The 21,823-nt window shown below is 49.8% G+C and carries 20 protein-coding genes and 1 other RNA gene; 10 read left to right on the forward strand and 11 right to left on the reverse strand.

The annotated features are described in order from the left end of the window. Positions 1-26 precede the first annotated feature (26 nt). Together apt and SAQUA_RS17845 are read right to left on the reverse strand one after the other, a co-directional pair. Positions 27-578, reverse strand: a complete 552-nt coding sequence (gene apt / locus SAQUA_RS17840; protein WP_380674794.1) for an adenine phosphoribosyltransferase — start codon at positions 576-578, stop codon at positions 27-29. 146 nt (positions 579-724) lie between these two features. After that, the gene (locus SAQUA_RS17845; RefSeq protein WP_380674792.1) at positions 725-1,105 is read right to left on the reverse strand and encodes a DUF454 family protein; all 381 of its coding nucleotides are present in this window, start codon (positions 1,103-1,105) and stop codon (positions 725-727) included. A gap of 146 nt (positions 1,106-1,251) precedes the next feature. Here SAQUA_RS17845 and priC point away from each other — a divergent pair, with 146 nt between their 5' ends. Together priC and rsmS are read left to right on the forward strand one after the other, a co-directional pair. Then, positions 1,252-1,788, forward strand: a complete 537-nt coding sequence (priC, locus tag SAQUA_RS17850) for a primosomal replication protein PriC (protein ID WP_380674790.1) — start codon at positions 1,252-1,254, stop codon at positions 1,786-1,788. A gap of 153 nt (positions 1,789-1,941) precedes the next feature. Then, on the forward strand, positions 1,942-2,121 hold the full coding sequence (gene rsmS / locus SAQUA_RS17855; RefSeq protein ID WP_380674788.1) for a pleiotropic regulatory protein RsmS: 180 nt from the start codon (positions 1,942-1,944) through the stop codon (positions 2,119-2,121). 46 nt (positions 2,122-2,167) lie between these two features. On the opposite strand, the gene mscK is transcribed toward rsmS, so the two are convergent. From mscK to acrR, 3 genes are all read right to left on the reverse strand, one after another. Then, positions 2,168-5,494: a mechanosensitive channel MscK gene (gene mscK / locus SAQUA_RS17860; protein ID WP_380674786.1), complete on the reverse strand. Its 3,327-nt coding sequence runs from the start codon at positions 5,492-5,494 to the stop codon at positions 2,168-2,170. A gap of 222 nt (positions 5,495-5,716) precedes the next feature. Continuing rightward, positions 5,717-6,070 carry a DsrE/DsrF/TusD sulfur relay family protein gene (locus tag SAQUA_RS17865; RefSeq protein ID WP_380674784.1) on the reverse strand — a complete coding sequence of 118 codons (354 nt, stop codon included), beginning with the start codon at positions 6,068-6,070 and terminating at the stop codon, positions 5,717-5,719. Positions 6,071-6,090: 20 nt separating this feature from the next. Further along, the gene (gene acrR, locus SAQUA_RS17870; protein ID WP_380674782.1) at positions 6,091-6,747 is read right to left on the reverse strand and encodes a multidrug efflux transporter transcriptional repressor AcrR; all 657 of its coding nucleotides are present in this window, start codon (positions 6,745-6,747) and stop codon (positions 6,091-6,093) included. A 142-nt stretch (positions 6,748-6,889) separates the two neighbouring features. On the opposite strand from acrR, the gene SAQUA_RS17875 reads away from it, so the two are divergent. The 6 genes from SAQUA_RS17875 (at position 6,890) to SAQUA_RS17900 (ending at position 13,348) form a co-directional block, all read left to right on the forward strand. After that, a complete protein-coding gene (locus tag SAQUA_RS17875) occupies positions 6,890-8,086 on the forward strand; it encodes an efflux RND transporter periplasmic adaptor subunit (RefSeq protein ID WP_380674780.1) in 1,197 nt (398 codons plus the stop codon). 17 nt (positions 8,087-8,103) lie between these two features. Then, positions 8,104-11,250: a multidrug efflux RND transporter permease subunit AcrB gene (acrB, locus tag SAQUA_RS17880; RefSeq protein ID WP_380674778.1), complete on the forward strand. Its 3,147-nt coding sequence runs from the start codon at positions 8,104-8,106 to the stop codon at positions 11,248-11,250. Positions 11,251-11,415: 165 nt separating this feature from the next. Beyond that, positions 11,416-11,673, forward strand: a complete 258-nt coding sequence (locus tag SAQUA_RS17885) for a type B 50S ribosomal protein L31 (protein WP_380674776.1) — start codon at positions 11,416-11,418, stop codon at positions 11,671-11,673. A gap of 12 nt (positions 11,674-11,685) precedes the next feature. Further along, the gene (gene ykgO, locus SAQUA_RS17890; RefSeq protein WP_380674774.1) at positions 11,686-11,826 is read left to right on the forward strand and encodes a type B 50S ribosomal protein L36; all 141 of its coding nucleotides are present in this window, start codon (positions 11,686-11,688) and stop codon (positions 11,824-11,826) included. 899 nt (positions 11,827-12,725) lie between these two features. Then, positions 12,726-13,094 (forward strand): Hha toxicity modulator TomB, encoded by a 369-nt coding sequence (gene tomB, locus SAQUA_RS17895; RefSeq protein WP_380674772.1) that lies wholly within the window; start codon positions 12,726-12,728, stop codon positions 13,092-13,094. 50 nt (positions 13,095-13,144) lie between these two features. Then, positions 13,145-13,348, forward strand: coding sequence for an HHA domain-containing protein (locus SAQUA_RS17900; protein WP_317693163.1), 204 nt, complete (start codon positions 13,145-13,147; stop codon positions 13,346-13,348). Between the two features lie 549 nt (positions 13,349-13,897). Here the strand turns inward: SAQUA_RS17900 and ffs are convergent. Next, an RNA gene (gene ffs, locus SAQUA_RS17905) (signal recognition particle sRNA small type) lies at positions 13,898-13,994 on the reverse strand. Between the two features lie 154 nt (positions 13,995-14,148). Here ffs and SAQUA_RS17910 point away from each other — a divergent pair. Beyond that, positions 14,149-14,466 carry an MGMT family protein gene (locus SAQUA_RS17910; protein WP_380674769.1) on the forward strand — a complete coding sequence of 106 codons (318 nt, stop codon included), beginning with the start codon at positions 14,149-14,151 and terminating at the stop codon, positions 14,464-14,466. Between the two features lie 49 nt (positions 14,467-14,515). On the opposite strand, the gene SAQUA_RS17915 is transcribed toward SAQUA_RS17910, so the two are convergent. After that, positions 14,516-15,007: a YbaY family lipoprotein gene (locus SAQUA_RS17915; protein WP_380674767.1), complete on the reverse strand. Its 492-nt coding sequence runs from the start codon at positions 15,005-15,007 to the stop codon at positions 14,516-14,518. A 266-nt stretch (positions 15,008-15,273) separates the two neighbouring features. Here SAQUA_RS17915 and tesB point away from each other — a divergent pair, with 266 nt between their 5' ends. Continuing rightward, positions 15,274-16,137: an acyl-CoA thioesterase II gene (tesB, locus tag SAQUA_RS17920; RefSeq protein ID WP_380674765.1), complete on the forward strand. Its 864-nt coding sequence runs from the start codon at positions 15,274-15,276 to the stop codon at positions 16,135-16,137. Positions 16,138-16,217: 80 nt separating this feature from the next. Here tesB and amtB read toward each other — a convergent pair whose 3' ends face one another. From amtB to SAQUA_RS17940, 4 genes are all read right to left on the reverse strand, one after another. Next, complete coding sequence (amtB, locus tag SAQUA_RS17925; protein WP_380674763.1) at positions 16,218-17,504, reverse strand: ammonium transporter AmtB; 1,287 nt, start codon at positions 17,502-17,504, stop codon at positions 16,218-16,220. Between the two features lie 37 nt (positions 17,505-17,541). Then, entirely contained in the window at positions 17,542-17,880 is a 339-nt protein-coding gene (glnK, locus tag SAQUA_RS17930; RefSeq protein ID WP_002208627.1) for a P-II family nitrogen regulator, read from the reverse strand. 386 nt (positions 17,881-18,266) lie between these two features. After that, positions 18,267-20,045 carry a SmdB family multidrug efflux ABC transporter permease/ATP-binding protein gene (locus SAQUA_RS17935; RefSeq protein ID WP_380674760.1) on the reverse strand — a complete coding sequence of 593 codons (1,779 nt, stop codon included), beginning with the start codon at positions 20,043-20,045 and terminating at the stop codon, positions 18,267-18,269. Then, the gene (locus SAQUA_RS17940; RefSeq protein WP_380674758.1) at positions 20,038-21,813 is read right to left on the reverse strand and encodes a SmdA family multidrug ABC transporter permease/ATP-binding protein; all 1,776 of its coding nucleotides are present in this window, start codon (positions 21,811-21,813) and stop codon (positions 20,038-20,040) included. The genes SAQUA_RS17935 and SAQUA_RS17940 overlap by 8 nt, the downstream gene beginning before the upstream one ends. Between the last annotated feature and the right edge of the window lie 10 nt (positions 21,814-21,823).

Raw genomic sequence — 21,823 nt, forward strand, 5'->3', positions numbered from 1 at the left:
CAGAGGCACAACCAGGCGATTACAGATCAGTGGCCTGCAAAGTTAACCAGGCAGTAACACTCAATGCCCAAGCCGTTCAGGCGCGTTTCACCGCCGAGATCCGGCAGGTTGATAATGAATGCCGCATCCTTCACTTCCCCACCCAGACGACGGATGAGCGTAGCAGTAGCCTCAATCGTGCCGCCAGTAGCCAACAGATCGTCCACCACCAGCACTTTGTCTCCTGCCACGATGGCATCGGTATGAATTTCCAGTTTGTCAGTGCCGTATTCCAACTCATAGCTTTCACTTAAAGTGGCTCGTGGCAATTTACCTGGCTTACGTACCGGTATAAAACCAACGCCTAATGCCAGTGCAACCGGCGCACCGAACAGAAAACCACGCGCTTCAGTACCGACCACTTTGGTGACGCCCGTATCACGGTAACGCTCAACCAACAGCTCAATGCTGGACGCATAGGCAAGCGGGTTTTCCAACAGGCTGGTCACATCACGGAACAGAATACCCGGCTTAGGGTAGTCGGGAATGGTTTTGATACTGTCTTTAATATACTGAAGCTGCTGCGCAGTCGCGGTCATAGTTATTGCCTGATAAAACGCTCTGATAACTTCCACACAGGCTTTCAACTGCCACCGTTAGCGAAAAAAACGGCGGAAGGATACCTGCGCACGAAAACGCTCAAATCTATGCAAATTGCCAGATAAATGCAACCGACGCAGCACGATCAGCGCTGTTTTTGTTGCGACAGGTCAATTACCGGCAGTCGCAAGATGAACGTCAGTAATATAACCATCATCACCATCAGCACAATGCGCACCCACCAGAGCTTTACCAACCAGAATGACGCGGCAAACGTCAGCACAATAACCAATACGGCTTTCCACTTAGCCCCCGGAGGTAAAGCACGGTGCCGCTGCCAATGGCGTAAATAGGCACCGAACCAGGAACGGTATAGCAGCCAGTGATGGAAACGGGGTGAGGAACGGGCAAAGCACCAGGCAGCCAGCAACAGGAAGGGTGTGGTCGGCACCAGCGGCAATACCACGCCAAGCGTTGCCAACACTACGGCCAGCCAACCCAGAATAATCAACAACCAACGAGTCATGCCTTTCCTTGTCCTTCATAATGGCAACTTACTGTAGCACCTGTATCCATTGTTCGGCCAGTTGGCAGGTTTATCCAGTGGACACTTGTTTCACAAACCGTTCACGGGCAAGCTTAGGCTCTGACTGCTTTATAAAGGGAACTCCCGTGAGTACGCACCGCCTTTTACAGACGCTAGAACAGCAAATAGCTGCATTAGCGAGCGAAATTCAGCCAAGAGGCGACGTTTCAATCCGACAGGCAAGGTTCGATGTTGCGCTTTTCTCCAACCACGGTACGCGATTGCGTGATTATCTGGCAGAGGTACAGAAGAATTTTGCTCAGTTGCAGGCAGCAGTAAGTAGCAACCGTAACGCTCATGTTGCTTTTCTGGCGGAAAAACTGGTGGCTCAACTCACTGCGCTGCAGCGCGAACTGGCAACTCAAACGTTACGGCGCAAAAACCAGCCGAAGGAAGTGGTAGACGTCGATCTATATCACAAGCTTGCCGAACATCAGGACTATGAACGCCGTTTGATATCCATGATCGAGGATCGTGAAAGCCTGCTCGGCCAGCAGACTACCTTCGCTGCACAAAAGAAACTACAGCAGGAACTGGCAACGATCGAAGGCAGACTCGTGCGTTGCAGGCAAGCATTGGCACGTATTGAGCGCAGCATAGAACGAAAAGAAAACGGTTTTTGAATATTTATCACATTATTTTAATGATTATTCCCCTCCTCGCTGTATGTTCTCTATACTCAGCTTAGAAACTGCACCTATTTTTTTACTTCGAGTTGTCACAAACTCAGAAAGACAATAGGCGATGAACATTACACCAATACAAACGTTGGACTTATGTCGATAGAAAACGCTTCACCGGAATTGCAACTGGCCGTAGATTTAATCTACCTGCTGGAATGTAACGAGATCGACCCTGCAACTGCGCTGGCTGCCCTTGACATCGTCAGAAGAGATTTTCAGGAGAAGATGCAACATGCGGGCACAACAACTCCTTATTTGCCCATGGGCCAATAATCATAGCCCACTAGCATATATTCCCATGCTCAAGTGATATCACCCGTCAGGCTAGGCTTTCGTCCCCTGCTGCCTGCGTCCTCTTAACCTCTTGAACTTCACTACCCTGTTGGTTATGCAGATACACTTCTAACTGGTTGAAGGCAATGTTGATACCATTCTCGCGGCATAAGCGATCGATTGAACGATTCAATTCATCTACGGTGTAGCTGCGATCGCGTAACTCGCGCACGTACAAACGCAGTTCATGATCCAGCGTGCTGGCACCAAAGTTGAGGAAAAACACCATTGGCTCAGGATCGGTCATAACACGCGGGTTCTCACGCGCCGCCTGCAGTAACACGGCTTTGACCTTATCCAGATCGGAACCATACGCCACCCCAACTTTAATCAACACGCGGGTAATGGTGTCCGATAATGACCAGTTAATCAGCCGCTCTGTCACAAATGCCTTATTGGGAATAATCACCTCTTTGCGATCAAAATCAGTGATAGTGGTAGCTCGAATGCGGATCTTACTGACGGTACCCGAAAATGTTCCGATGGTGATGGTATCGCCGATACGAACTGGACGCTCAAAGAGAATAATCAGGCCAGAAACGAAGTTGGCAAAAATCTCCTGTAAACCGAATCCTAACCCAACCGACAACGCTGCAACCAGCCACTGTAACTTGTCCCAAGAAACACCTAACGACCCCAGTGCGGTTAGCGTTCCCACCGCAGTAATCAAATAGGTCAGGATGGTGGTAATGGCATAGGATGTCCCCTGCCGCAATTGTAATCGCGACAGTACCAGCACCTCCAACAGCCCCGGCAAGTTACGCGTCATTACGTATGCAACCATCAGCGCAACCAGCGCGACAAGCATGTTTCCCAGCGTCACCGCTTGAGGTATCACGTTGCCTGCCACATTGCTGGTGTAATGCCACAGTGAAATGCTGTCGAGATAGGAGATTACGGTCACCAGATCCGACCAAATTGCATAAAATGCGCTGGCGAAGATCAGGAACAACACCATGGTGGTTAACCGCAGTGATTGCTGGTTGATTTGATCCAACGCTAATGGCGGCTCTTCTATCGGTTCAACGCCCTCCGCGCCTTCTTTCTCTTTTGCCAGATTCTGGCGACGAACTACCGCACGGCGATAAGCCAAACGGCGAGCAGCTACACCCAGGCCGCGGATTGCCGTCTGATAAACAATGTTCCAGAGAAAAAAGAGATAAAGGCTGTCAATCCAGCGCCCTGCCAGACGCAATGTCGTATAGAAATAGCCCGCAAACATCAGCCCCAGCAGGATCGCTGGCGTAGCTGCAAGCGTCGTCACCATCAATAGTCTTACCGTGTGTGCGCCTTTTTCACGCCAACCATCGCGGCAAATCGGGAACATCAGCACCGTTAATAGCCCAAGAGTCAGGATCACCACCACCTGACCAATAACATCTTCCACCAGATGCAATGGCGCTTTTTCCCCCAATACTGACCAGAAAATCAGCGGTAACAGGGCCAGACCAAGCCGTATTGTCTGACGGCGATAATGCGCACAGCGATCGATGGGGGCATTAAAGTGGCGCTCCGAAATCCCTCCAGGTGCCAACATACGGAAGGTAAAACCAAAAATCAGCCAGAATAACGCCAGCTTCTGTGATAATTCCCACAGGAAATCGCTAATGCTGAAATCTGCCCGATAGAGCCACAACCCAGCACCCAGAATTAACAGTGTGCCGGGTAGAACCTTTAGCAGCGTCAACAGGATAGCTTTGGGAGTATGCAGTTGAGTATCACGTTTTAGTTGGCCCACATCATTGGCCAGCTTCTGCAAATGGGCATCGATCAGATGGTAACGCCAGCGCAGCAATCCAATGGCAGTCAGCAATGGAATGAGAAAAACCAGTGCCCGCAGGCCACCTGAAACTAACTGCCTGGGCTCAAATTTGAAATCCAGCCTGGTCACTTGCGCTTTCACCGCCTCCGGTAAGCCTTTCAGCCAAGTCAGATCGATAGGTTTATTACTGTTAACCCAGAAAATCTGCTGTGTCAGTGTGTCTTGTAACGAGTTATAAACACTGGTCAGTTGTTGTTGATTAAGCTGCAAATTAATAGCTAGCGATAACTGGTTACTCAACTGACGATTCAGTTGATCGAGTAACTCTCTGCGCATATCAATAATTTCGCTCAACGCATCGACGACTTCACCAGCAGCTTTCTCTTTACTGTCGGCCACCAGTTTATTAATGAAGTCATCGCCTCTGAACAATTCATCACGCTGTTGGTTAATTTCAAACTGTTCCAGCCGCAAATCACCAATGCGGTTACTCATATCCGAAACCAGTGTGCCCGGTGGTAGGCTTTGCTGTTGCTGATAAAGAATGCGCGACAAAACCAGGCTACCTTTCAGCACCTGGATCTGTTCTTTCAGGTTCTGTTCCGATTGCAAACCCCGATCGAGCCAGTTCTTTACCTGAATGTTTTTCTGAAACAGCGTGTTGCTTTCTTCCGTGGCGCTAATCAAGCGCTGGCTGATTTGACGGTTGACGTTGAGTTCTTTACTGACCAGCTTATCGTTCTGAATATCCGTAGCGTCTTCCGGGCTCAGGGCCTCTTTTGCGGTTTTTTCCGACAGCGTCAAACGTTTGCTGTTCACTACGTCCTGTAAAACCTGTACCCGATGATCCAGCGCCTCAATACTCATGGTGGTGTAATCACGCTGTTTCTGCAGCAAATCCTGCAACGTGGTATTACCTTCCAGGCTTTTACGCTGCAAATCAATTTCGGCATTGAGCAACGTCTGCTCAGTATTGAGCATTATCTGCTGGCTGGTGCGCAGCAGTTCTTTTCCAGGTGCTCGGTCATTGAGTAGTTTACGGATTTCCTGCAGACGTTGAGAGGCATTGTACATACCGCTCTGTACACGCTCCGGTTGAGTTTGTAGCGAGATAAGCTGGCTATTATAGGTAGAGAGGCTTTCCTGCGCATCCTGCAGCTCATCCAGCGTTTGGTATAGGCGGCGTTCCAACTGACGCAAGGAAAGCGGCATCAGTTCAGAGCGGGTGACAGCTTCATTGGCGGGATTTTTCAGTGCCTCTATGTCTCTCATCACCTGCTGTAACTTCGCTGGCGCCTGTTGAAGCTGCTGCTTGAGCTGATTGGCTTCTTGCCTGGTATGCTCAATAGCATCAAGCAGTTCCATGGTGCGAGCCAAGTCCTGTTGAGAGAGTTTTTCTGCTGGAGTCAGGGCTTTCTGCTTGTTCAATGCATCAATCTGGCTTTGAATGTCAGCGCGCGAAGGCAAATCACCACTCGGCCCCGCGTAGGCACTTGGCAGCAGAAAAAGTGTGGCGAGTAACAGCAGAAATGGCACGATTAATCGGGGCATGGCAACACCAGTATGTTTGGAATCAGCCAAATAGGAGAGAGCAATACGCCAGCGACACATGATTTAACGTCGGTTTGACAATGAAGCACCCAGATTACCATGCGCAAAGAGCATCAATGAACAACAAATACGTTGCTGATGATGAACCGCAGGGCTAAAGGCTGTGTCTCTGTTTCAGATCAACGCCGCAGGTGGTTGATTGAGAACACAGCCTAATACGCATCAGAAAGTGAGTACTTTTTCCGCTGCCAGTGTCCACTGAGCCAGTTCCACCAGCGTGCCAATCTCTACGCCATCCGCCAATGTCAAATTACTGATACCTCGCGCGTCAGCACAAGTTTTACACAGTTTAACCGGTACCTGCTGAGCGGTAAGGATCTCCAGCATCTGTTGCAGATGGTACCCCTCACGCGGTTGCTGCCCAGCAATGCCTGCCACGACAGCATCAGACATCAAAAAAAGTTTAAGATTGAGATCGGGTTGCTGCTCTTTAAGGGTTATAGACAGTCGTAACGCGTTGAACAACGACTCCTGACCGTAAGCGGCACCGTTGGCAATCATTAAAACGGATGACATAACCTGTTCTCCTTATATGCTTATGAGTCTTTCTGCGCAGGCGGCTTCATGCGTAAAGAGGGACTTAACTGCGCCATTTCAATAAAAGTATCTACTAATACACCCGCTTCAGCTTTCAGATCAAAGCTTTCCGGTGTGAATAACCAGTTTTCCATCAGGCCAGTCACATAGGCACGAAGTACGATAGCCGCACGGCGAGTATGAAGATCGGCCGGGAGTTGGCCATGTTCCATGCTATCGAGGAGAACCCTTTCGATACGTTCATAACTCTCGAGGTATAACACTTTGCGCGCTTCGTGCAACGGCATCATTTCGCCAATAAACTCGCATTTGTGAAAAAGGATCTCCATTAATGCGCGGCGTCGGCAGTCATCAACCGTAGCGGTAAGAATGTAAATCAGAATTTCTCTTAAAATACGCAGTGGATTATCGGGAAACTTTGCTTGATACTCTATTTCCAGATCGCCTATTTTTGACTCTGACAGCTCCCAAACTTCGTTAAGCAGGTCCACTTTATTTTTGAAATGCCAGTAAATTGCCCCCCGCGTAACGCCCGCTGCGGTTGCAATATCTGTCAGCGATGTAGCTGAAACGCCACGTTCAGAGAATTCTCTTACCGCGGCGTCAAGGATCTGCTGTCGTGTTTCTAGCGCCTGCTGTTTGGTTTTTCGTGCCATGACGTTGTTTTTTAGGGGGGGTATGATTTACATACATTCGCGAATGTATGTACCATAGCACGCACAATAAATTTACGCAGCAATGGGTTTAAAAGCTTGTGATCCATTGATCAATTTGAAATCGGACACTTGAGGTTTTTCTATGAACAAAAACAGAGGGTTAACGCCTCTGGCGGTAGTTCTGATGCTTTCATTCGGCCTAGTGCTTACAGGATGTAATGATAAAGAAAACCAGCAACAAGGTGCCAAGCCCCCAATGCCTACCGTTGGCGTGGTCACATTGAAGGCTGAACCTCTCAATATTACTACCGATCTTCCTGGCCGCACCTCTGCTTATCGCGTCGCCGAAGTTCGCCCTCAGGTAAGCGGTATCATCCTGAAGCGTAACTTTACTGAAGGCAGCGATATCAAGGCGGGAGTTTCACTGTATCAAATCGATCCGGCTACCTATCAGGCGGCTTACGACAGTGCTAAAGGCGAACTGGCCAAAGCGCAAGCAGCAGCGGAAATCGCTTCTCTGACGGTAAACCGCTATAAACCGTTGCTGGGCACCAATTTTATCAGTAAGCAAGACTTCGATACCGCAGTTTCCACGCAAAACCAGGCTAATGCCGCCGTTATTGCAGCCAAAGCCGCTGTAGAAACTGCCCGTATCAACCTGGCCTATACCAAAGTTACCTCGCCTATTTCAGGCCGTATTGGTAAATCAGCGGTAACCGAGGGTGCGTTGGTCACCTCCGGTCAGGCAAACGCGTTGGCGACCGTACAGCAGTTGGATCCGATGTATGTCGATGTCACGCAATCCAGCAACGATTTTCTTCGTTTGAAACGCGAACTGGCTGACGGCACTCTGCAGCAGGAAAACGGCAAGGCCAAAGTGAAGTTACTGCTTGAGAATGGGCAGGAATATGCACATGAGGGCACGCTGGAATTCTCCGATGTTACCGTTGATGAAACCACCGGTTCCATCACCATCCGTGCCATTTTCCCTAACCCGAACGATGGGTTACTACCAGGCATGTTCGTACGTGCACGTCTGGAAGAAGGGGTTCGCAGCGATGCATTGCTGGTTCCGCAACAGGGTATAACACGTAACCCTCGCGGTGAAGCAACGGCACTGGTCGTTGGTGCAGACGATAAAGTGGAAGTTCGTACGCTGACCGCTTCTCAGGCAATTGGGGATAAATGGTTGGTGACTGCCGGGCTGAAACCTGGCGATCGCGTCATTGTTACCGGCCTGCAGAAAGTCAGACCGGGTGCTCAAGTGAAGGCACAAGAGGCTGACAGCCAAGCGTCTGGCGAGCCACAAGCTGCGTCTGAACCCGCGAAGAAGTCTTAAAAAGGAGCCGGTAATACATGGCTAAGTTCTTTATAGATCGCCCCATTTTTGCGTGGGTAATCGCCATCATCATTATGCTGGCAGGTATCCTGTCGATAATGAAGCTGCCTATTGCGCAATATCCTACGATTGCGCCACCGGCAGTGACGATTTCCGCGAACTACCCGGGCGCAGACGCGAAAACAGTGCAGGATACAGTGACGCAGGTCATCGAGCAGAACATGAACGGTATCGATAACCTGCTGTACATGTCCTCAAGCAGTGACTCGTCAGGCAGTGTTCAGATCACACTCACCTTCGACTCTGGTACCGATCCGGATATCGCTCAGGTACAGGTGCAGAACAAACTGCAACTGGCTATGCCGCTGTTGCCACAGGAAGTGCAGCAACAAGGCGTCAGCGTTGAGAAATCAAGCAGCAGCTTCCTGATGGTTGCCGGTTTTATTTCTGAAGACGGGAGTATGACGCAGGAAGATATCGCGGACTATGTAGGTTCCAACATCAAGGATCCAATCAGCCGTACTTCCGGTGTTGGTACCGTGCAGCTGTTTGGCTCCCAATATGCGATGCGCATCTGGCTCGATCCAAACAAGCTTAACAACTTCCAGTTAACCCCTGGGGATGTTATTGCAAGTATCCGCGTCCAGAACAACCAGATCGCAGCAGGCCAGCTTGGTGGTACACCGCCGGTGAAAGGCCAGCAGTTGAACGCATCAATCATTGCGCAGACCCGCCTGACCTCGCCGGAAGAGTTCAGTAAGATCTTGCTGAAAGTCAATGCTGATGGTTCGCAGGTGCGTCTGAGTGACGTTGCCAAGGTCGAGCTGGGCGGTGAGAGCTACAACGTGATCGCCCGCTACAACGGTAAACCCGCCTCCGGTATCGGTATCAAACTGGCTACCGGCGCCAATGCGTTGAATACTTCATCTGCAGTTAAAGCCGAACTGGCCAAGCTGGAACCGTTCTTCCCTTCCAGCCTAAAAGTGGTTTACCCCTACGACACCACCCCATTCGTTAAAATCTCCATTTATGAAGTGGTAAAAACGCTGGTTGAAGCGATCATTCTGGTGTTTATGGTGATGTATCTGTTCCTGCAAAACTTCCGCGCCACGTTGATCCCAACGATCGCTGTACCGGTAGTCTTGTTGGGCACATTTGCAATACTGGCGACCTTCGGGTATTCGATCAACACCCTGACGATGTTCGCGATGGTACTAGCCATCGGCCTGCTGGTTGACGATGCCATCGTCGTGGTGGAAAACGTTGAACGTGTGATGGCGGAAGAAGGCTTGCCGCCTAAAGAAGCCACCCGCAAGTCGATGGATCAGATCCAGGGTGCTCTGGTAGGTATCGCGCTAGTGCTGTCGGCGGTGTTCGTCCCAATGGCCTTCTTCGGTGGCTCAACCGGTGCTATCTACCGTCAATTCTCGATTACTATCGTTTCGGCGATGGTGCTGTCGGTGCTGGTAGCGCTCATTCTGACACCGGCGCTTTGCGCCACGATGCTCAAACCGATTGCCAAAGGCGATCATGGTGCGACTACCGGATTCTTCGGCTGGTTTAACCGCATGTTTGAGAAGAGCACCCATCATTACACCGATAGCGTAGCAAACATCTTGCGCAGCACTGGCCGTTATCTGGTGATTTATGTGCTGCTGGTAATCGCCATGGGCCTGATGTTCCTGCGTCTGCCTTCTTCGTTCCTGCCGGAGGAAGATCAGGGCATGCTGTTGTCCATGGTGCAACTCCCTGCAGGTGCTACACAGGAACGAACCCAGAAAGTGCTGGATGAAGTAAACGATTACTTCCATACCAATGAGAAAGACAACATTAACTCCGTGTTTACTGTTAACGGTTTTGGTTTCAGCGGACAGGGGCAGAATACCGGTTTGGCCTTCGTCAGTCTGAAAGACTGGTCTGAACGTCATGGCCCGCAAAATAAGGTGGCCGCGATTGTAGGGCGAGCGATGGGGGCGTTTTCTCAGATCAAGGACGGTATGGTATTCGCCTTTAATCTGCCAGCAATCATTGAACTGGGTAGCGCAAGCGGCTTTGACTTCCAGTTGATCGATCAGGCTAACCTGGGCCATGACAAACTGACTGCGGCTCGAAACCAGCTGTTAGGTATGGCAGCACAACATCCTGACATGCTGGTCGGTATGCGTCCGAACGGTCTCGAAGATACGCCACAGTTCAGGCTGGAAATTGACCAGGAAAAAGCGCAGGCACTGGGTATTTCCCTCAGTGATATCAACACCACTCTGAGCGCGTCTTTAGGTGGGGCTTACGTTAACGATTTTATCGATCGTGGCCGTGTGAAGAAGGTTTACCTGCAGGCTGAAGCGCCGTTCCGTATGTTACCAAGTGATATTGATAACTGGTATGTGCGTGGTAGCACCGGCCAAATGGTTCCGTTCTCCTCATTCTCCAGTGCCAAATGGGAGTTCGGTTCACCTCGTCTGGAACGCTATAATGGTCTGCCATCCATGGAGATCCTCGGTCAGGCAGCTCCGGGTAAGAGTAACGGTGAAGCCATGAACCTGATGGAAGAACTTGCAGGCAAACTACCAAGCGGCATAGGTTATGATTGGACCGGCATGTCTTATCAGGAACGCCTATCCGGTAACCAGGCTATGTCTCTGTATGTAATATCGCTGGTAGTGGTGTTCTTGTGTCTGGCTGCACTATACGAGAGCTGGTCTATTCCATTCTCGGTAATGCTGGTCGTCCCATTAGGTATTGTGGGCGCGTTGTTGGCCACAACAATGCGAGGGCTGGAAAATGATGTTTATTTCAAAGTAGGCCTGCTGACCACCATTGGGCTTTCGGCGAAAAACGCAATATTGATAGTGGAATTTGCCAAAGACCTGATGGAAAAAGAAGGTAAAGGGCTGATCGAAGGTACGTTGGAGGCTGTTCGTATGCGTCTGCGCCCTATCCTAATGACTTCTTTAGCCTTTATTCTGGGGGTTCTGCCGCTGGTTATCAGCAGTGGTGCGGGCTCTGGTGCTCAAAACGCGGTAGGTACCGGTGTTATGGGGGGAATGATAGCCGCAACCGTATTGGCTATTTTCTTTGTACCGGTGTTCTTTGTGGTGGTCCGCCGCCGCTTCGGCAAAAAGTCTGAAGATCTGGAACATACCCACCCGGTTAAGCATCACTGATTCTTTTCTGGTTAAAACCGAAGGCCGCTTTCAGAGCGGCCTTTTCTTTGCCTGTCATTTCATTGGTGAAAATAATTCTCATTAAAAAATGCATTTTACTGTTGAACATGAATCTGAGGAGATGCATAATTATTGTTATATTATAACATAACAGATGAGTTGATTATGAAAACTGGCATTCACCCAGACTACCGCACCGTGGTCTTCCACGATCTCAGTGCTGATACCTACTTCAAAATAGGTTCGACCATCAAGACCGAACGTACTATCGACCTTGATGGAGAAAGCTTACCTTATGTCACTATTGACGTCTCTTCCGCTTCCCATCCTTACTTTACCGGTAAGCAGAAAGAGTTCTCGAAGGAAGGCAGCACCGCACGCTTCCAGAAACGTTTTGGCCGGTTGATCGGCAGCAGAAAATAACGAGGGATTATTATGCAAGTCTTGAGTTCATTGCGTTCGGCAAAGAATCGCCATCCGGATTGTAAAATTGTACGCCGCCATGGGCGTATCTACGTGATCTGCAAGTCCAACCCACGTTTCAAAGCGGTACAAGGCTATAAGAAAAAACGTTAATACCGGGCTTTCTATCTGCCGTCTAAACCCCGTTACCGCTTAGCGGGGTTTCTATCTTGTTCCTGCACTCCCTCTAAAACCTTGGCCAGCACGCTCAGCAGAGACCCGCAGTCGCGTAATCCTCATCTCCCGCATCAAAACACTGCTCTTCACTTTAGGCCCCCCACTGCCCTAGGATATTTCCAATGCAAGCAAAATAACGTTATTCAACGAAAAGTTTGCCCACTAAGGAGAGAAAAGGAGTAAGATAGGGGGCTAGTATGTAGGCCATCCAGATAGCCGTTATGCCGATCATTTGCCCTGAAGTAAACACGCTTTCAATGAGCAATTTAGTGAAAGTGTTTATTGAACAATGGCCTGAGTTGACGCCTGTCCTGATAGCAATGGTGTTTTTTGCTTTGGCAATACCCATTTTGTTGTAGGGTCTTAGAGCAGATCAACAAAAACGAGTATTCAATGAGTTACTTCCAGCATCGGTCAATTTTTAGCGCATACTTGGATATCAGCCGTGGCAAACACATTAATGACGTTGTTATTTTTACCCTGTGGGAAAAGGGTTTGGTTTTTTGCTCCATCGGTAACATATGTTCTTCTACTATTGATGAATTGTAAGTTTAGGTAATAGTAAAATGCCAGATGGTAAAAAATGATTTATATTTATTATGCAGGAAGCTTATTAAGTCACTACATGTATCAAGCTTCTTTTGCTTATACTTTAAATAATTCGTGTTACATGAAGGAGGCAAGCTCGAGAGCCCCTGAAGCATAGAGAGCTATGTGACTGGAGCTCGTAGGTGCAGCCAACACGCATGCGGCGTGGAGTATAACGAGTATATGGTGTAAGTCAGTGTACTCACAGAGTGTTATCAACACCGATATTAAGACTGACGGGGGATGATATGGATGAGTATTCGCCAAAAAGGCACGATATTGCTCAACTCAAGTTCTTGTGTGAAAATTTGTCTGACGAAGGCATCGCTACCTTGGGTGACAGCCATCATGGTTGGGTAAACGATCCTACGTCTTCCGTCAATCTCCAGCTTAATGAGCTGATTGAACATATTGCTTCATTTGTAATGAGTTTTAAAATTAAATACGTGGAAGAAAGTGATTTGTCGGGGGTAGTTGAAGAATACCTCGACGATACCTATACTCTGTTCAGTAGTTACGGTATTAATGACTCAGACTTACGCCGTTGGGAAAAAACCAAGGCGCGAACATTCAGAATGTTCTCAGGAGAGGGCACCTGTACCACAATGAAAACTTAGAGGATAATTATCCTCAATTAATTCTACAGTTAATAAGATTAAAGGTTACCATGACTAAAATTGACTATTTGATGCGTTTGCGTAAATGCACTACGATTGAAACTCTTGAACGTGTTATTGAGAAAAACAAGTACGAGCTATCTAACGATGAGCTGGAGCTTTTCTACTCCGCGGCAGACCATCGCCTTGCTGAGCTGACCATGAACAAGCTGTACGATAAAATCCCCGTAGCTGTTTGGAAATACGTAAGATAATCAAAGAAATTAGCGTTGAGCCGATGATATTATCTGCATCGATCTTTGATCTGGTTAGTATTTTTTGAATTTTGAAAGATTGCTTCTTTGCTGGAAATGCTGCGGAAGCAATTGAAATAGGTTTTCAATTAATTTTGGTGAACTGTGTTTTGTACAGCGCTACGGCGTTTCTGTGCCCTAAGACTATTGCCGCTGCAAATGAAAGTGGTTAATTATCCATCATCTAAGTGTATGATATAAAGCTGTAGCAAAATAGTAATCATTAATAGTAAAAGTAGTGATCCGTATAAAGTTTAAAAAGTCGTCATGATAACGTATTGTTTAATTTAGATGGCGGTTTCTTGCCACTGACCACTCCGGCAGGCTGACATTCCCTTTCAAAAATGCCGCAATATCTCTGCGGGCAATGTGACGCTATGGTAAACAGCGCAAAGTGTTGGTCAGATTTTATCCGTGAGATGTTGCTTTACTGCAATCGTGAAGCGTTATGAGCAGATAATCGGCGTCAGCCGGTGCATTTTTGAATCGCAGAATAGAATTGGGTGGGAGCCCTGCCAGCTACATCCCGGCACACACGTCACCTGCTACGGCTGCTTCCTTCCGGATCTGACCGAGTTCACAAGTTAGTGTTGCGGGAGAACCAACAGGGCCCCCATTGACGGCTTCATTAACTTACGAAGCGGTGGGCATTATCGGTGATGGCTAACCAAATAGCAAGCCAACCCAGAGCAACCGCTGTTTTCTTACCCACTCCGGCTGTGGCACACTTCACTAACGGTTTTTACAGCAGGAAGAGAAGTATGGCACTTGAAGACGCCACATTTCGTCAACGCGTATTTCACGTGATTGCCGCTATACCCTATGGCAAGGTAACCACCTACGGCGAAGTGGCGAGGTTGGCCGGCTCATCACGTGCAGCGAGGCAGGTTGGGGGAGTATTGAAAAAACTTCCGGCAGGTAGTTCTTTGCCCTGGCATCGAGTCATTAACCGCCATGGAGAAATTTCACTGCGTGGTGATGACTACATCCGGCAAAAGCAGGCATTAAAGGCTGAAGGAGTTGAATTCTCCGCGCAAGGGCAGATAAATCTGGCCGTTTACGGCTGGCGCTGGGAGTAAACAAAATAGCCTTTGAGGATGCCCCAAAGGCTATTGAAGAGACTTAGCGTTACTGAGCTGACGCTGGTGTCACCTGAATCGAAGTATTCTGCACAGGAACCAGCAATAAATCAGCGCCGGTTCCGTTACGGTTGATCACTTCATGGATCGTGTCCGTAATGAACATAAGCTGACCATTCGACGTAATCGCTGCGCTCAGGATAATGCGCGCATTAGGTTGGATTTCATCAGGTGTATACGGCAATACGAAGCTGAAAGGTGCCTGCTGACCTTCTGTTCGGATTGCGAGCTGTGAGATGACTTTTGAAGGCGCATCAGCAAGTGATGCATCAGACAGTGTCACCGTCAGGACTGCATCAGGCGGCAAAGCAATACGTTGGCGAATGTTAACTGTACCCTGCACTACCGGGCCCTGAATCGGCATTTGCGCTACGGCAGAGGTATCGGTAGCCTGAGTGGGAGCATCCATATTCTTGGGGGAACAGCCTGCTAACAAGATTGTCAGCGCAATTGCACCCCCAACTATCTTCCAATTTCTCATAGTTATTTATCCTTTATTGTTATTTAACAGATAACAACTTAAACCATATTAAACATTAAAAATAGAGTATAATTCTGATAAATCCCCAGAGAGCAGCATTGGAACCACTCAGCTACTTAATAACACTGATAATTAACATCACTCGATAAGCTCAAAACATCCACAGTTCACCAACGGTTACCAACCAGACAATGCAATATAATTGACGTCCTGCCATCATATTAAGCACACTGCCCTAACATTATGACTACGAGGAACGCTACTTTATGAGTCAGGCACTAGAAAACCTCCTTAACCTGCTGAACCTGGAAAAAATTGAAGAGGGTCTATTTCGCGGCCAGAGCGAGGATCTGGGCTTACGCCAAGTATTTGGCGGGCAAGTCGTTGGCCAAGCACTGTACGCCGCAAAACAAACCGTTCCTTTAGAGCGTAGTGTTCATTCATTTCATAGCTATTTCCTGCGTCCAGGAGACAGCAGCAAACCCATTATTTATGATGTAGAATCTCTGCGTGACGGTAATAGTTTCAGTGCACGTCGTGTGAGCGCCATTCAAAATGGTAAGCCTATTTTCTACATGACAGCCTCTTACCAAATCCCCGAGCAAGGCTTTGAGCACCAGAACACCATGCCGGACGTGCCTCCGCCAGAAGGCCTGTTGTCAGAGTCTGAAATCGCGCAAAAACTGGCGTACATGTTGCCAGAGAAAGTACGTGACAAGTTTATTGGCCAAAAGCCGCTCGAGATGCGCCCGGTAAAATTCCATAATCCGTTGAAAGGGAGCATTGAAGAACCTATTCGACATGTTTGGTTCCGTGCCAACGGCGCTATGCCAGATGACCAGCGTATCCATCAGTATCTGCTCGGCTATGCTTCTGACTTCAATTTCTTACCCACTGCACTGCAGCCACATGGCATCGGTTTCCTTGAACCAGGGATGCAAGTTGCCACCATCGATCACTCTATGTGGTTCCACCGCCCATTCCGTTTAGATGATTGGTTACTTTACGTAGTGGAAAGCACCTCGGCTTCCGGCGCTCGTGGTTTCGTGCGTGGGCAGTTCTATACCCGTGACGGAGTGCTGATAGCCACTTCCGTGCAAGAAGGCGTTATGCGTCAGCGCGATGCATAAAAAGAGAGAGGGGCGATGTCGCCATCGCCCCTCTTTGTACATGTTAATTATCGATAATTCAGTTAATGGCATTACCTGTGTTACTGGTTGTAGGCATTTTCACCATGGCTGTTAACATCCAGACCTTCACGCTCTTGTTCTTCAGGTACTCTCAGCCCCACAATCGCACCGGCCACTTTGAAAGCGATAAACGCCGCTACGCTCGACCACACCAGAGTCACAACCACACTCAATAGTTGGATCCACATTTGATGGCCCATGGTCACTCCCGCTGCATAGCCCGTACCGCCCAGTGATGAAGCAGTAAACACACCGGTCAGCAGGCAGCCAACAATGCCGCACACGCCGTGGACACCAAACACATCGCAGGTATCATCCACTTTCAGCCATTTCTTCAGCGTTACTACCCCCCACAGGCCAGCCACCCCCGCCAACAGGCCAATAATCAGCGCTCCCCCCACGCCCACGGTACCTGCCGCAGGAGTTACCGCAACCAGACCGGCAATACAGCCTGAACAAGCTCCCAGCAGCGAAGGTTTACCCCGCATTATCCACTCAGCAAAGGTCCAAGAGAGAATTGCACCCGCCGTAGCTATGACCGTGTTGAGGAATGCCAGAGCGGCAATCCCGTTGGCTGCGCTGGCTGAACCGGCGTTGAAGCCGAACCAACCGATGTACAATATAGAGGCCCCGGTAAATACCATCGGCAGGTTATGAGGCTTGAACGCTTCTTTGCCAAATCCGGCGCGCTTGCCAAGCAGGTAAGCCCCTACCAAACCAGCACTGGCCGCGTTGATGTGCACAACGGTTCCACCAGCAAAGTCCAGAGCACCATCTTTTGCCAACAATCCACCACCCCACACCATATGCGCAATCGGCAGGTAGGAAATGGTGAACCAGATAGCGGCGAAGATGATCACTGCAGAGAAGCGAATACGCTCGGCAAAGCCCCCCACCACCAAAGCTACGGTAATACAGGCAAAGGAAGCCTGGAAAACAACGTGGATCATTTGGCTCATAGTGCCGGTCACGCTATCTATGCCGATCCCTTTAAGCATCACCGTCTGAAAACCGCCAAAGAAGGCGTTCCCTTCGCTGAAAGCCAGCGTGTAACCATAGAAAACCCACAGTACGCACACCAAAGCAAAGGTCACCGTAACTTGGGTCAACATCGAAAGTACGTTCTTGGCGCGCAGCAATCCACCGTAAAACAACGCAATACCAGGCAGCGTCATGAATAGCACCAGCACGGTACAAATCATCATAAACGCGTTGTCAGCCTTATCTGCCACAGCAGGAGCGGCCATAGCCAAAGAAGGAACCAGGGTTACCAAACTCAGGCCCAACATGGATAAAAGTCTTCTCATAATCGATCCATCCCCATTCACTTGACCGAGCTGGTGCTTAAAGTGCCGCTTCGTCTGTTTCGCCAGTACGAATACGAATGACGCGTTGCAATTCGGCAACGAAAATCTTGCCGTCACCAATTTTTCCGGTATAGGCCGCTTTACTGATGACATCAATGACTTCATCTAACTGATCATCGGCAATAGCAATGTCAATTTTGACTTTGGGCAAGAAATTGACGCTGTATTCAGCTCCTCGATAGAGCTCAGCATGGCCCTTCTGGCGACCAAAACCCTTAACCTCAGTGACGGTCAGCCCCTGAATACCTACGGAGGATAAGGCTTCACGCACGTCCTCTAACTTGAATGGTTTGATCACCACGGTAACCAGTTTCATATTGCCTCTCCGCGAATTAAGCCTAGAAAACTCACTCTTGGTACAATTCTAGATAAGCAAAGACTGTGCCATAAATAATTATTCATTATGATTCAGTGCGTTATGAAGGTTGGGTAGGGATTATGGCACTGACTATCCGTTACGGTACCAATAACGGATCTTGTTTTGCACTATTTTAGTGCACTGCGCCATCAAAACGTGCAGCGATGATAACTGCAAAACAGTGAAGGTTTGTTTGTGGTGCAAAAATCAAGAGCTCCTTGATTGAGGAGCTTTTGATGGGAGGAGTAGGCTGTTGAACAGAGAGCCACTCTGCCCTTCACCCTCCGCCTTGATAACAGGCTTTTGGGTCTGCGACGGCACCACGGGAAATGGAGGGACACAGCCTAAAGCGGTTGGGGGATTTCGCCAGCACACGCAGCCAGTTCCTCCCCTACCAGTTGCAACTGGTACATCTGATAATAACGCCCCTGCTGTGCCAAGAGTTGCTGATGGTTACCCTGCTCAACCGCATGACCACGGTGCAGTACCAGGATAGAATCAGCATCGACAATCGTGGAAAGGCGGTGGGCAATAACAACCAGCGTCGTATGTTCACGGATCAGGCGCAGCGCACGCTGAATCGCCTGCTCAGTACCTGAGTCAATGTTAGCAGTAGCTTCATCGAGGATCAGGATTTTGGGAGCCAGCACCAATACACGTGCCATAGCGAGCAATTGCTTCTGACCAACCGATAAATTATTCCCCTGCTCCCCAAGACGCGTCTGGATCCCCTGAGGTAATCCTCGTACCAACTCCGCCAGTTGCACCGTTTCCAGCGCCTTCCAGACCACTTGCTCGCTGATATTGCGCCCAAGCGTCACGTTGGCCAACACTGATTCAGCCATAACCACCGGATCTTGCTGCACCATGGCTATGCCTTGCCGCAAGGTTCTATGCGAAAGGCTGGATAGCAGGCGCCCATCCAAACGAATTTCACCCTCACTTAATGGGTAATACCCCATCAACAAGTTAGCCAGCGTGCTCTTACCGCTGCCGGTATGCCCAACCAAGGCAACAAAACCCCGTGGAGGGACGCTCAGTGAGATGTGCTGCAACACCTTTTTGTCACTACGGTAGGCGAAACTCAGGCCACTGATATCGATACGTCCACTTGCCAACGGACGCTCGTCGCTGCCATAACGCTGCTGGCTGCGATCCATTAGCTCGAAGATGCGCTCGCCCGCGACCACTGCCTGCTGCAAAATCGATTGTTGGGCAGTTAACTCAATCAATGGCTCATTCAAGCGGCCAAGGTAGTTGATAAAGGCATACAATACCCCTACCCCGATAGCCCCTTCCCCGCTGAAGCCAAACAACATCAGCAAACCACACAATACCAGTGCAGAGAATAGGCTGAGCAAAGGCCGTAACAGGAAACCATCCAACCGCAAGGTCTGCATCCGTGCAATATAATGCGAGCGGCTTGCCGCACTCATGCGCTCACCAAAACGCTGCTGTTGGCGGAACTGCTGGATCACGCTCATTCCACCTATCACTTCATTGAAACCGTCGTTGATATCTGCAAGATAACTGCGTACCCGGCGAACAATCGGCGTGCTGTAATATTGATAGATCCCCATTACCGTAAATACAGCGGGGAATATGCAAATCGCGACCAACGCCATACGCCAGTCAAGGCTGAACATCGCCACCAGCATTGCACCGATCAGCGCTGCACTTTTCAGTACCGTGGACACCACCATGACATACAGATCTTTGATCACTTCGGTATCGTTGGTCACCCGCGAGATCAATTGCCCAACGGGCTGGGTATCGAATGCACTCAATGGTTGACGCAGTGCCGCATCCATCACATCAATGCGCAGCCTCTGCACTACGCCGACGGCGGCCTGATTAAACAGGATCGCCTGGAAATACTGCATTACCGCAGCGAGCAGTTCCAATAGGATATAGGCTACGGCCAAACCGCCGACAATCTTCAGCGGTAACTGGCCCCTGGCAACATAGTTATCGATAAAATAGCCAATCAATATCGGACCGGCGACTTCTGCCGCAGCGGCAATCCACAGCATCATCACCGCCAGCCCCAGTGGTTTACGGTAAGGAGAACCGTAAGCCAACAGCCGTTTCAGCGTTGGCCACAACTGTTGCATTTTACTCATCGACCAAGGCCTCCTCTGCGTTTTCAGGAGACTCATCCAACGCGGCTTCCAACTGCTGATAGCGGTACATATCACGATACCAACCGGGTTGGGCCGCCAGTAGCGCATGCCGCCCACGCTGTACGACCGTTCCCTGTTGCATTACCAGAATTTCACTGGCCTCAGTCAAGGCTGAGAGACGGTGCGCGCTGATGATCACCGTACGGTTTTTCCCCCAACTGCGGAGGTTGTAAAGGATTTGGTACTCGGTACGTCCATCAACCGCAGAGAGCGCATCATCCAGGATCAGAATTTCGGCATCCAGCAGCAGAGCTCGTGCAATGGAGATCCGCTGTTTCTGGCCACCAGAAAGCATTACGCCGCGTTCCCCCACTTCGGTCTCATAACCCTGAGGCAACCGCAGAATATCCTCATGGACACTGGCCAGGCGCGCAGCCTGCTCAATCTGCTCTTGCGTTGCCGCAGGGTTACCCAGGGCAATATTATTAGCCACGCTATCTGAGAACAGAAAGGGGGTCTGGCTCACTACCGATATACGTGAACGCCATGCATCGAGTTTTATCTGGGTAAGCGGCAAACCGTGGTAGCTGACTTGGCCACTCTCAATGTCAAATTGGCGCTGGATCAGGGATAACAGCGTCGATTTCCCCGCACCGGTTGGCCCACAGATGCCCAGCATTTGCCCTGGTTGCAGTTGCAGTGCAACATCATGCAGCGCGGGTTTTTGGGTTTGCGGGTAATTGAACAGTTTGATATCAACCAGCAGATTGCCGCGCCCAGCTGGGATTTCGAGTTCACCATCTTGCACAGCAGGTGCCTCTCGCAACAAGCTGCGGATGCGGCTGTAGGCTGCGCTACCCCGCTCGACAATATTGAACATCCAGGCCAAGGCGAGCATCGGCCAGATCATCAGCCCCAGGTACATCACGAAACTGGTCAGTTGGCCCAGAGAAAGGGAGCCGTTCACTACCATCCAGCTACCACCGCCGATAGCCAACAGGTTAGAGGCACCAATCGCGATATAAATCGTCGGATTAAAACGCGCGTCGACACGTGCTACGTGCATGTTCTTCGCCCCCGTTTGCGCTGCAACCTCGGCAAACTGGCTGGATTGACGAGCTTCTAAGCCAAACGCCTTGATCATGCGAATACTGGTCATGCTTTCCTGCGCCTGATCGTTGAGGGTAGAAAACGCCGCCTGCGCCGCTTTAAAGCGCTGATGAAGTTGATCGCCGTAATGCTTGATCGCAATCGCCATGATAGGCATAGGAATTAGCGAAATCAGGGTCAACTGCCAACTGATCTGAGTACTCATCACGATTAATACGGCAAGCCCCATCACCAGGGAGTCCACCAACGTCAAAACCCCCTCTCCAGCGGCAAAGACCACGCGATCCACATCATTGGTGGCACGAGCCATGAGATCGCCGGTGCGGTGACGCAGGTAAAAGGCTGGATTCTGTCGGCTGAGCTGGCGATAGAAATCTTCTCGCAATTCCACGGCAAGCTGATAGGAAGCACCGAACAGCAGCACCCGCCACACATAGCGCAGCAGATAAACGACGATCGCCGTACCAAGCATTAGCCCCAGCCATGCCATCAGCACGTTGGTCGACATCTGTTTCTCAGTGATGCCGTCAACAATGATACCGACCAGTTTTGGTGGCAGCAGTTGCAACATGGCAATAATGATCAGCAGTACCACTGCCCCCAGGTAGCGGCGCCACTCACGGCGAAAGTACCAGCCGATTTGAGCAAATAATCTCACGCGGTTATAT

It is taken from the genome of Serratia aquatilis (assembly GCF_044865145.1).
In the GTDB taxonomy this organism is placed as follows: domain Bacteria; phylum Pseudomonadota; class Gammaproteobacteria; order Enterobacterales; family Enterobacteriaceae; genus Chania; species Chania aquatilis.

Excerpts from the sequence above, each read along its gene's own strand:
- apt (WP_380674794.1), bottom strand. The coding sequence starts at position 578 with ATGACCGCGACTGCGCAGCAGCTTCAGTATATTAAAGACAGTATCAAA.
- SAQUA_RS17845 (WP_380674792.1), bottom strand. The coding sequence starts at position 1,105 with ATGACTCGTTGGTTGTTGATTATTCTGGGTTGGCTGGCCGTAGTGTTG.
- rsmS (WP_380674788.1), top strand. The coding sequence starts at position 1,942 with ATGTCGATAGAAAACGCTTCACCGGAATTGCAACTGGCCGTAGATTTA.
- mscK (WP_380674786.1), bottom strand. The coding sequence starts at position 5,494 with ATGCCCCGATTAATCGTGCCATTTCTGCTGTTACTCGCCACACTTTTT.
- SAQUA_RS17865 (WP_380674784.1), bottom strand. The coding sequence starts at position 6,070 with ATGTCATCCGTTTTAATGATTGCCAACGGTGCCGCTTACGGTCAGGAG.
- acrR (WP_380674782.1), bottom strand. The coding sequence starts at position 6,747 with ATGGCACGAAAAACCAAACAGCAGGCGCTAGAAACACGACAGCAGATC.
- SAQUA_RS17875 (WP_380674780.1), top strand. The coding sequence starts at position 6,890 with ATGAACAAAAACAGAGGGTTAACGCCTCTGGCGGTAGTTCTGATGCTT.
- acrB (WP_380674778.1), top strand. The coding sequence starts at position 8,104 with ATGGCTAAGTTCTTTATAGATCGCCCCATTTTTGCGTGGGTAATCGCC.
- SAQUA_RS17885 (WP_380674776.1), top strand. The coding sequence starts at position 11,416 with ATGAAAACTGGCATTCACCCAGACTACCGCACCGTGGTCTTCCACGAT.
- ykgO (WP_380674774.1), top strand. The coding sequence starts at position 11,686 with ATGCAAGTCTTGAGTTCATTGCGTTCGGCAAAGAATCGCCATCCGGAT.
- tomB (WP_380674772.1), top strand. The coding sequence starts at position 12,726 with ATGGATGAGTATTCGCCAAAAAGGCACGATATTGCTCAACTCAAGTTC.
- SAQUA_RS17900 (WP_317693163.1), top strand. The coding sequence starts at position 13,145 with ATGACTAAAATTGACTATTTGATGCGTTTGCGTAAATGCACTACGATT.
- SAQUA_RS17910 (WP_380674769.1), top strand. The coding sequence starts at position 14,149 with ATGGCACTTGAAGACGCCACATTTCGTCAACGCGTATTTCACGTGATT.
- SAQUA_RS17915 (WP_380674767.1), bottom strand. The coding sequence starts at position 15,007 with ATGAGAAATTGGAAGATAGTTGGGGGTGCAATTGCGCTGACAATCTTG.
- tesB (WP_380674765.1), top strand. The coding sequence starts at position 15,274 with ATGAGTCAGGCACTAGAAAACCTCCTTAACCTGCTGAACCTGGAAAAA.
- amtB (WP_380674763.1), bottom strand. The coding sequence starts at position 17,504 with ATGAGAAGACTTTTATCCATGTTGGGCCTGAGTTTGGTAACCCTGGTT.
- glnK (WP_002208627.1), bottom strand. The coding sequence starts at position 17,880 with ATGAAACTGGTTACCGTGGTGATCAAACCATTCAAGTTAGAGGACGTG.
- SAQUA_RS17935 (WP_380674760.1), bottom strand. The coding sequence starts at position 20,045 with ATGAGTAAAATGCAACAGTTGTGGCCAACGCTGAAACGGCTGTTGGCT.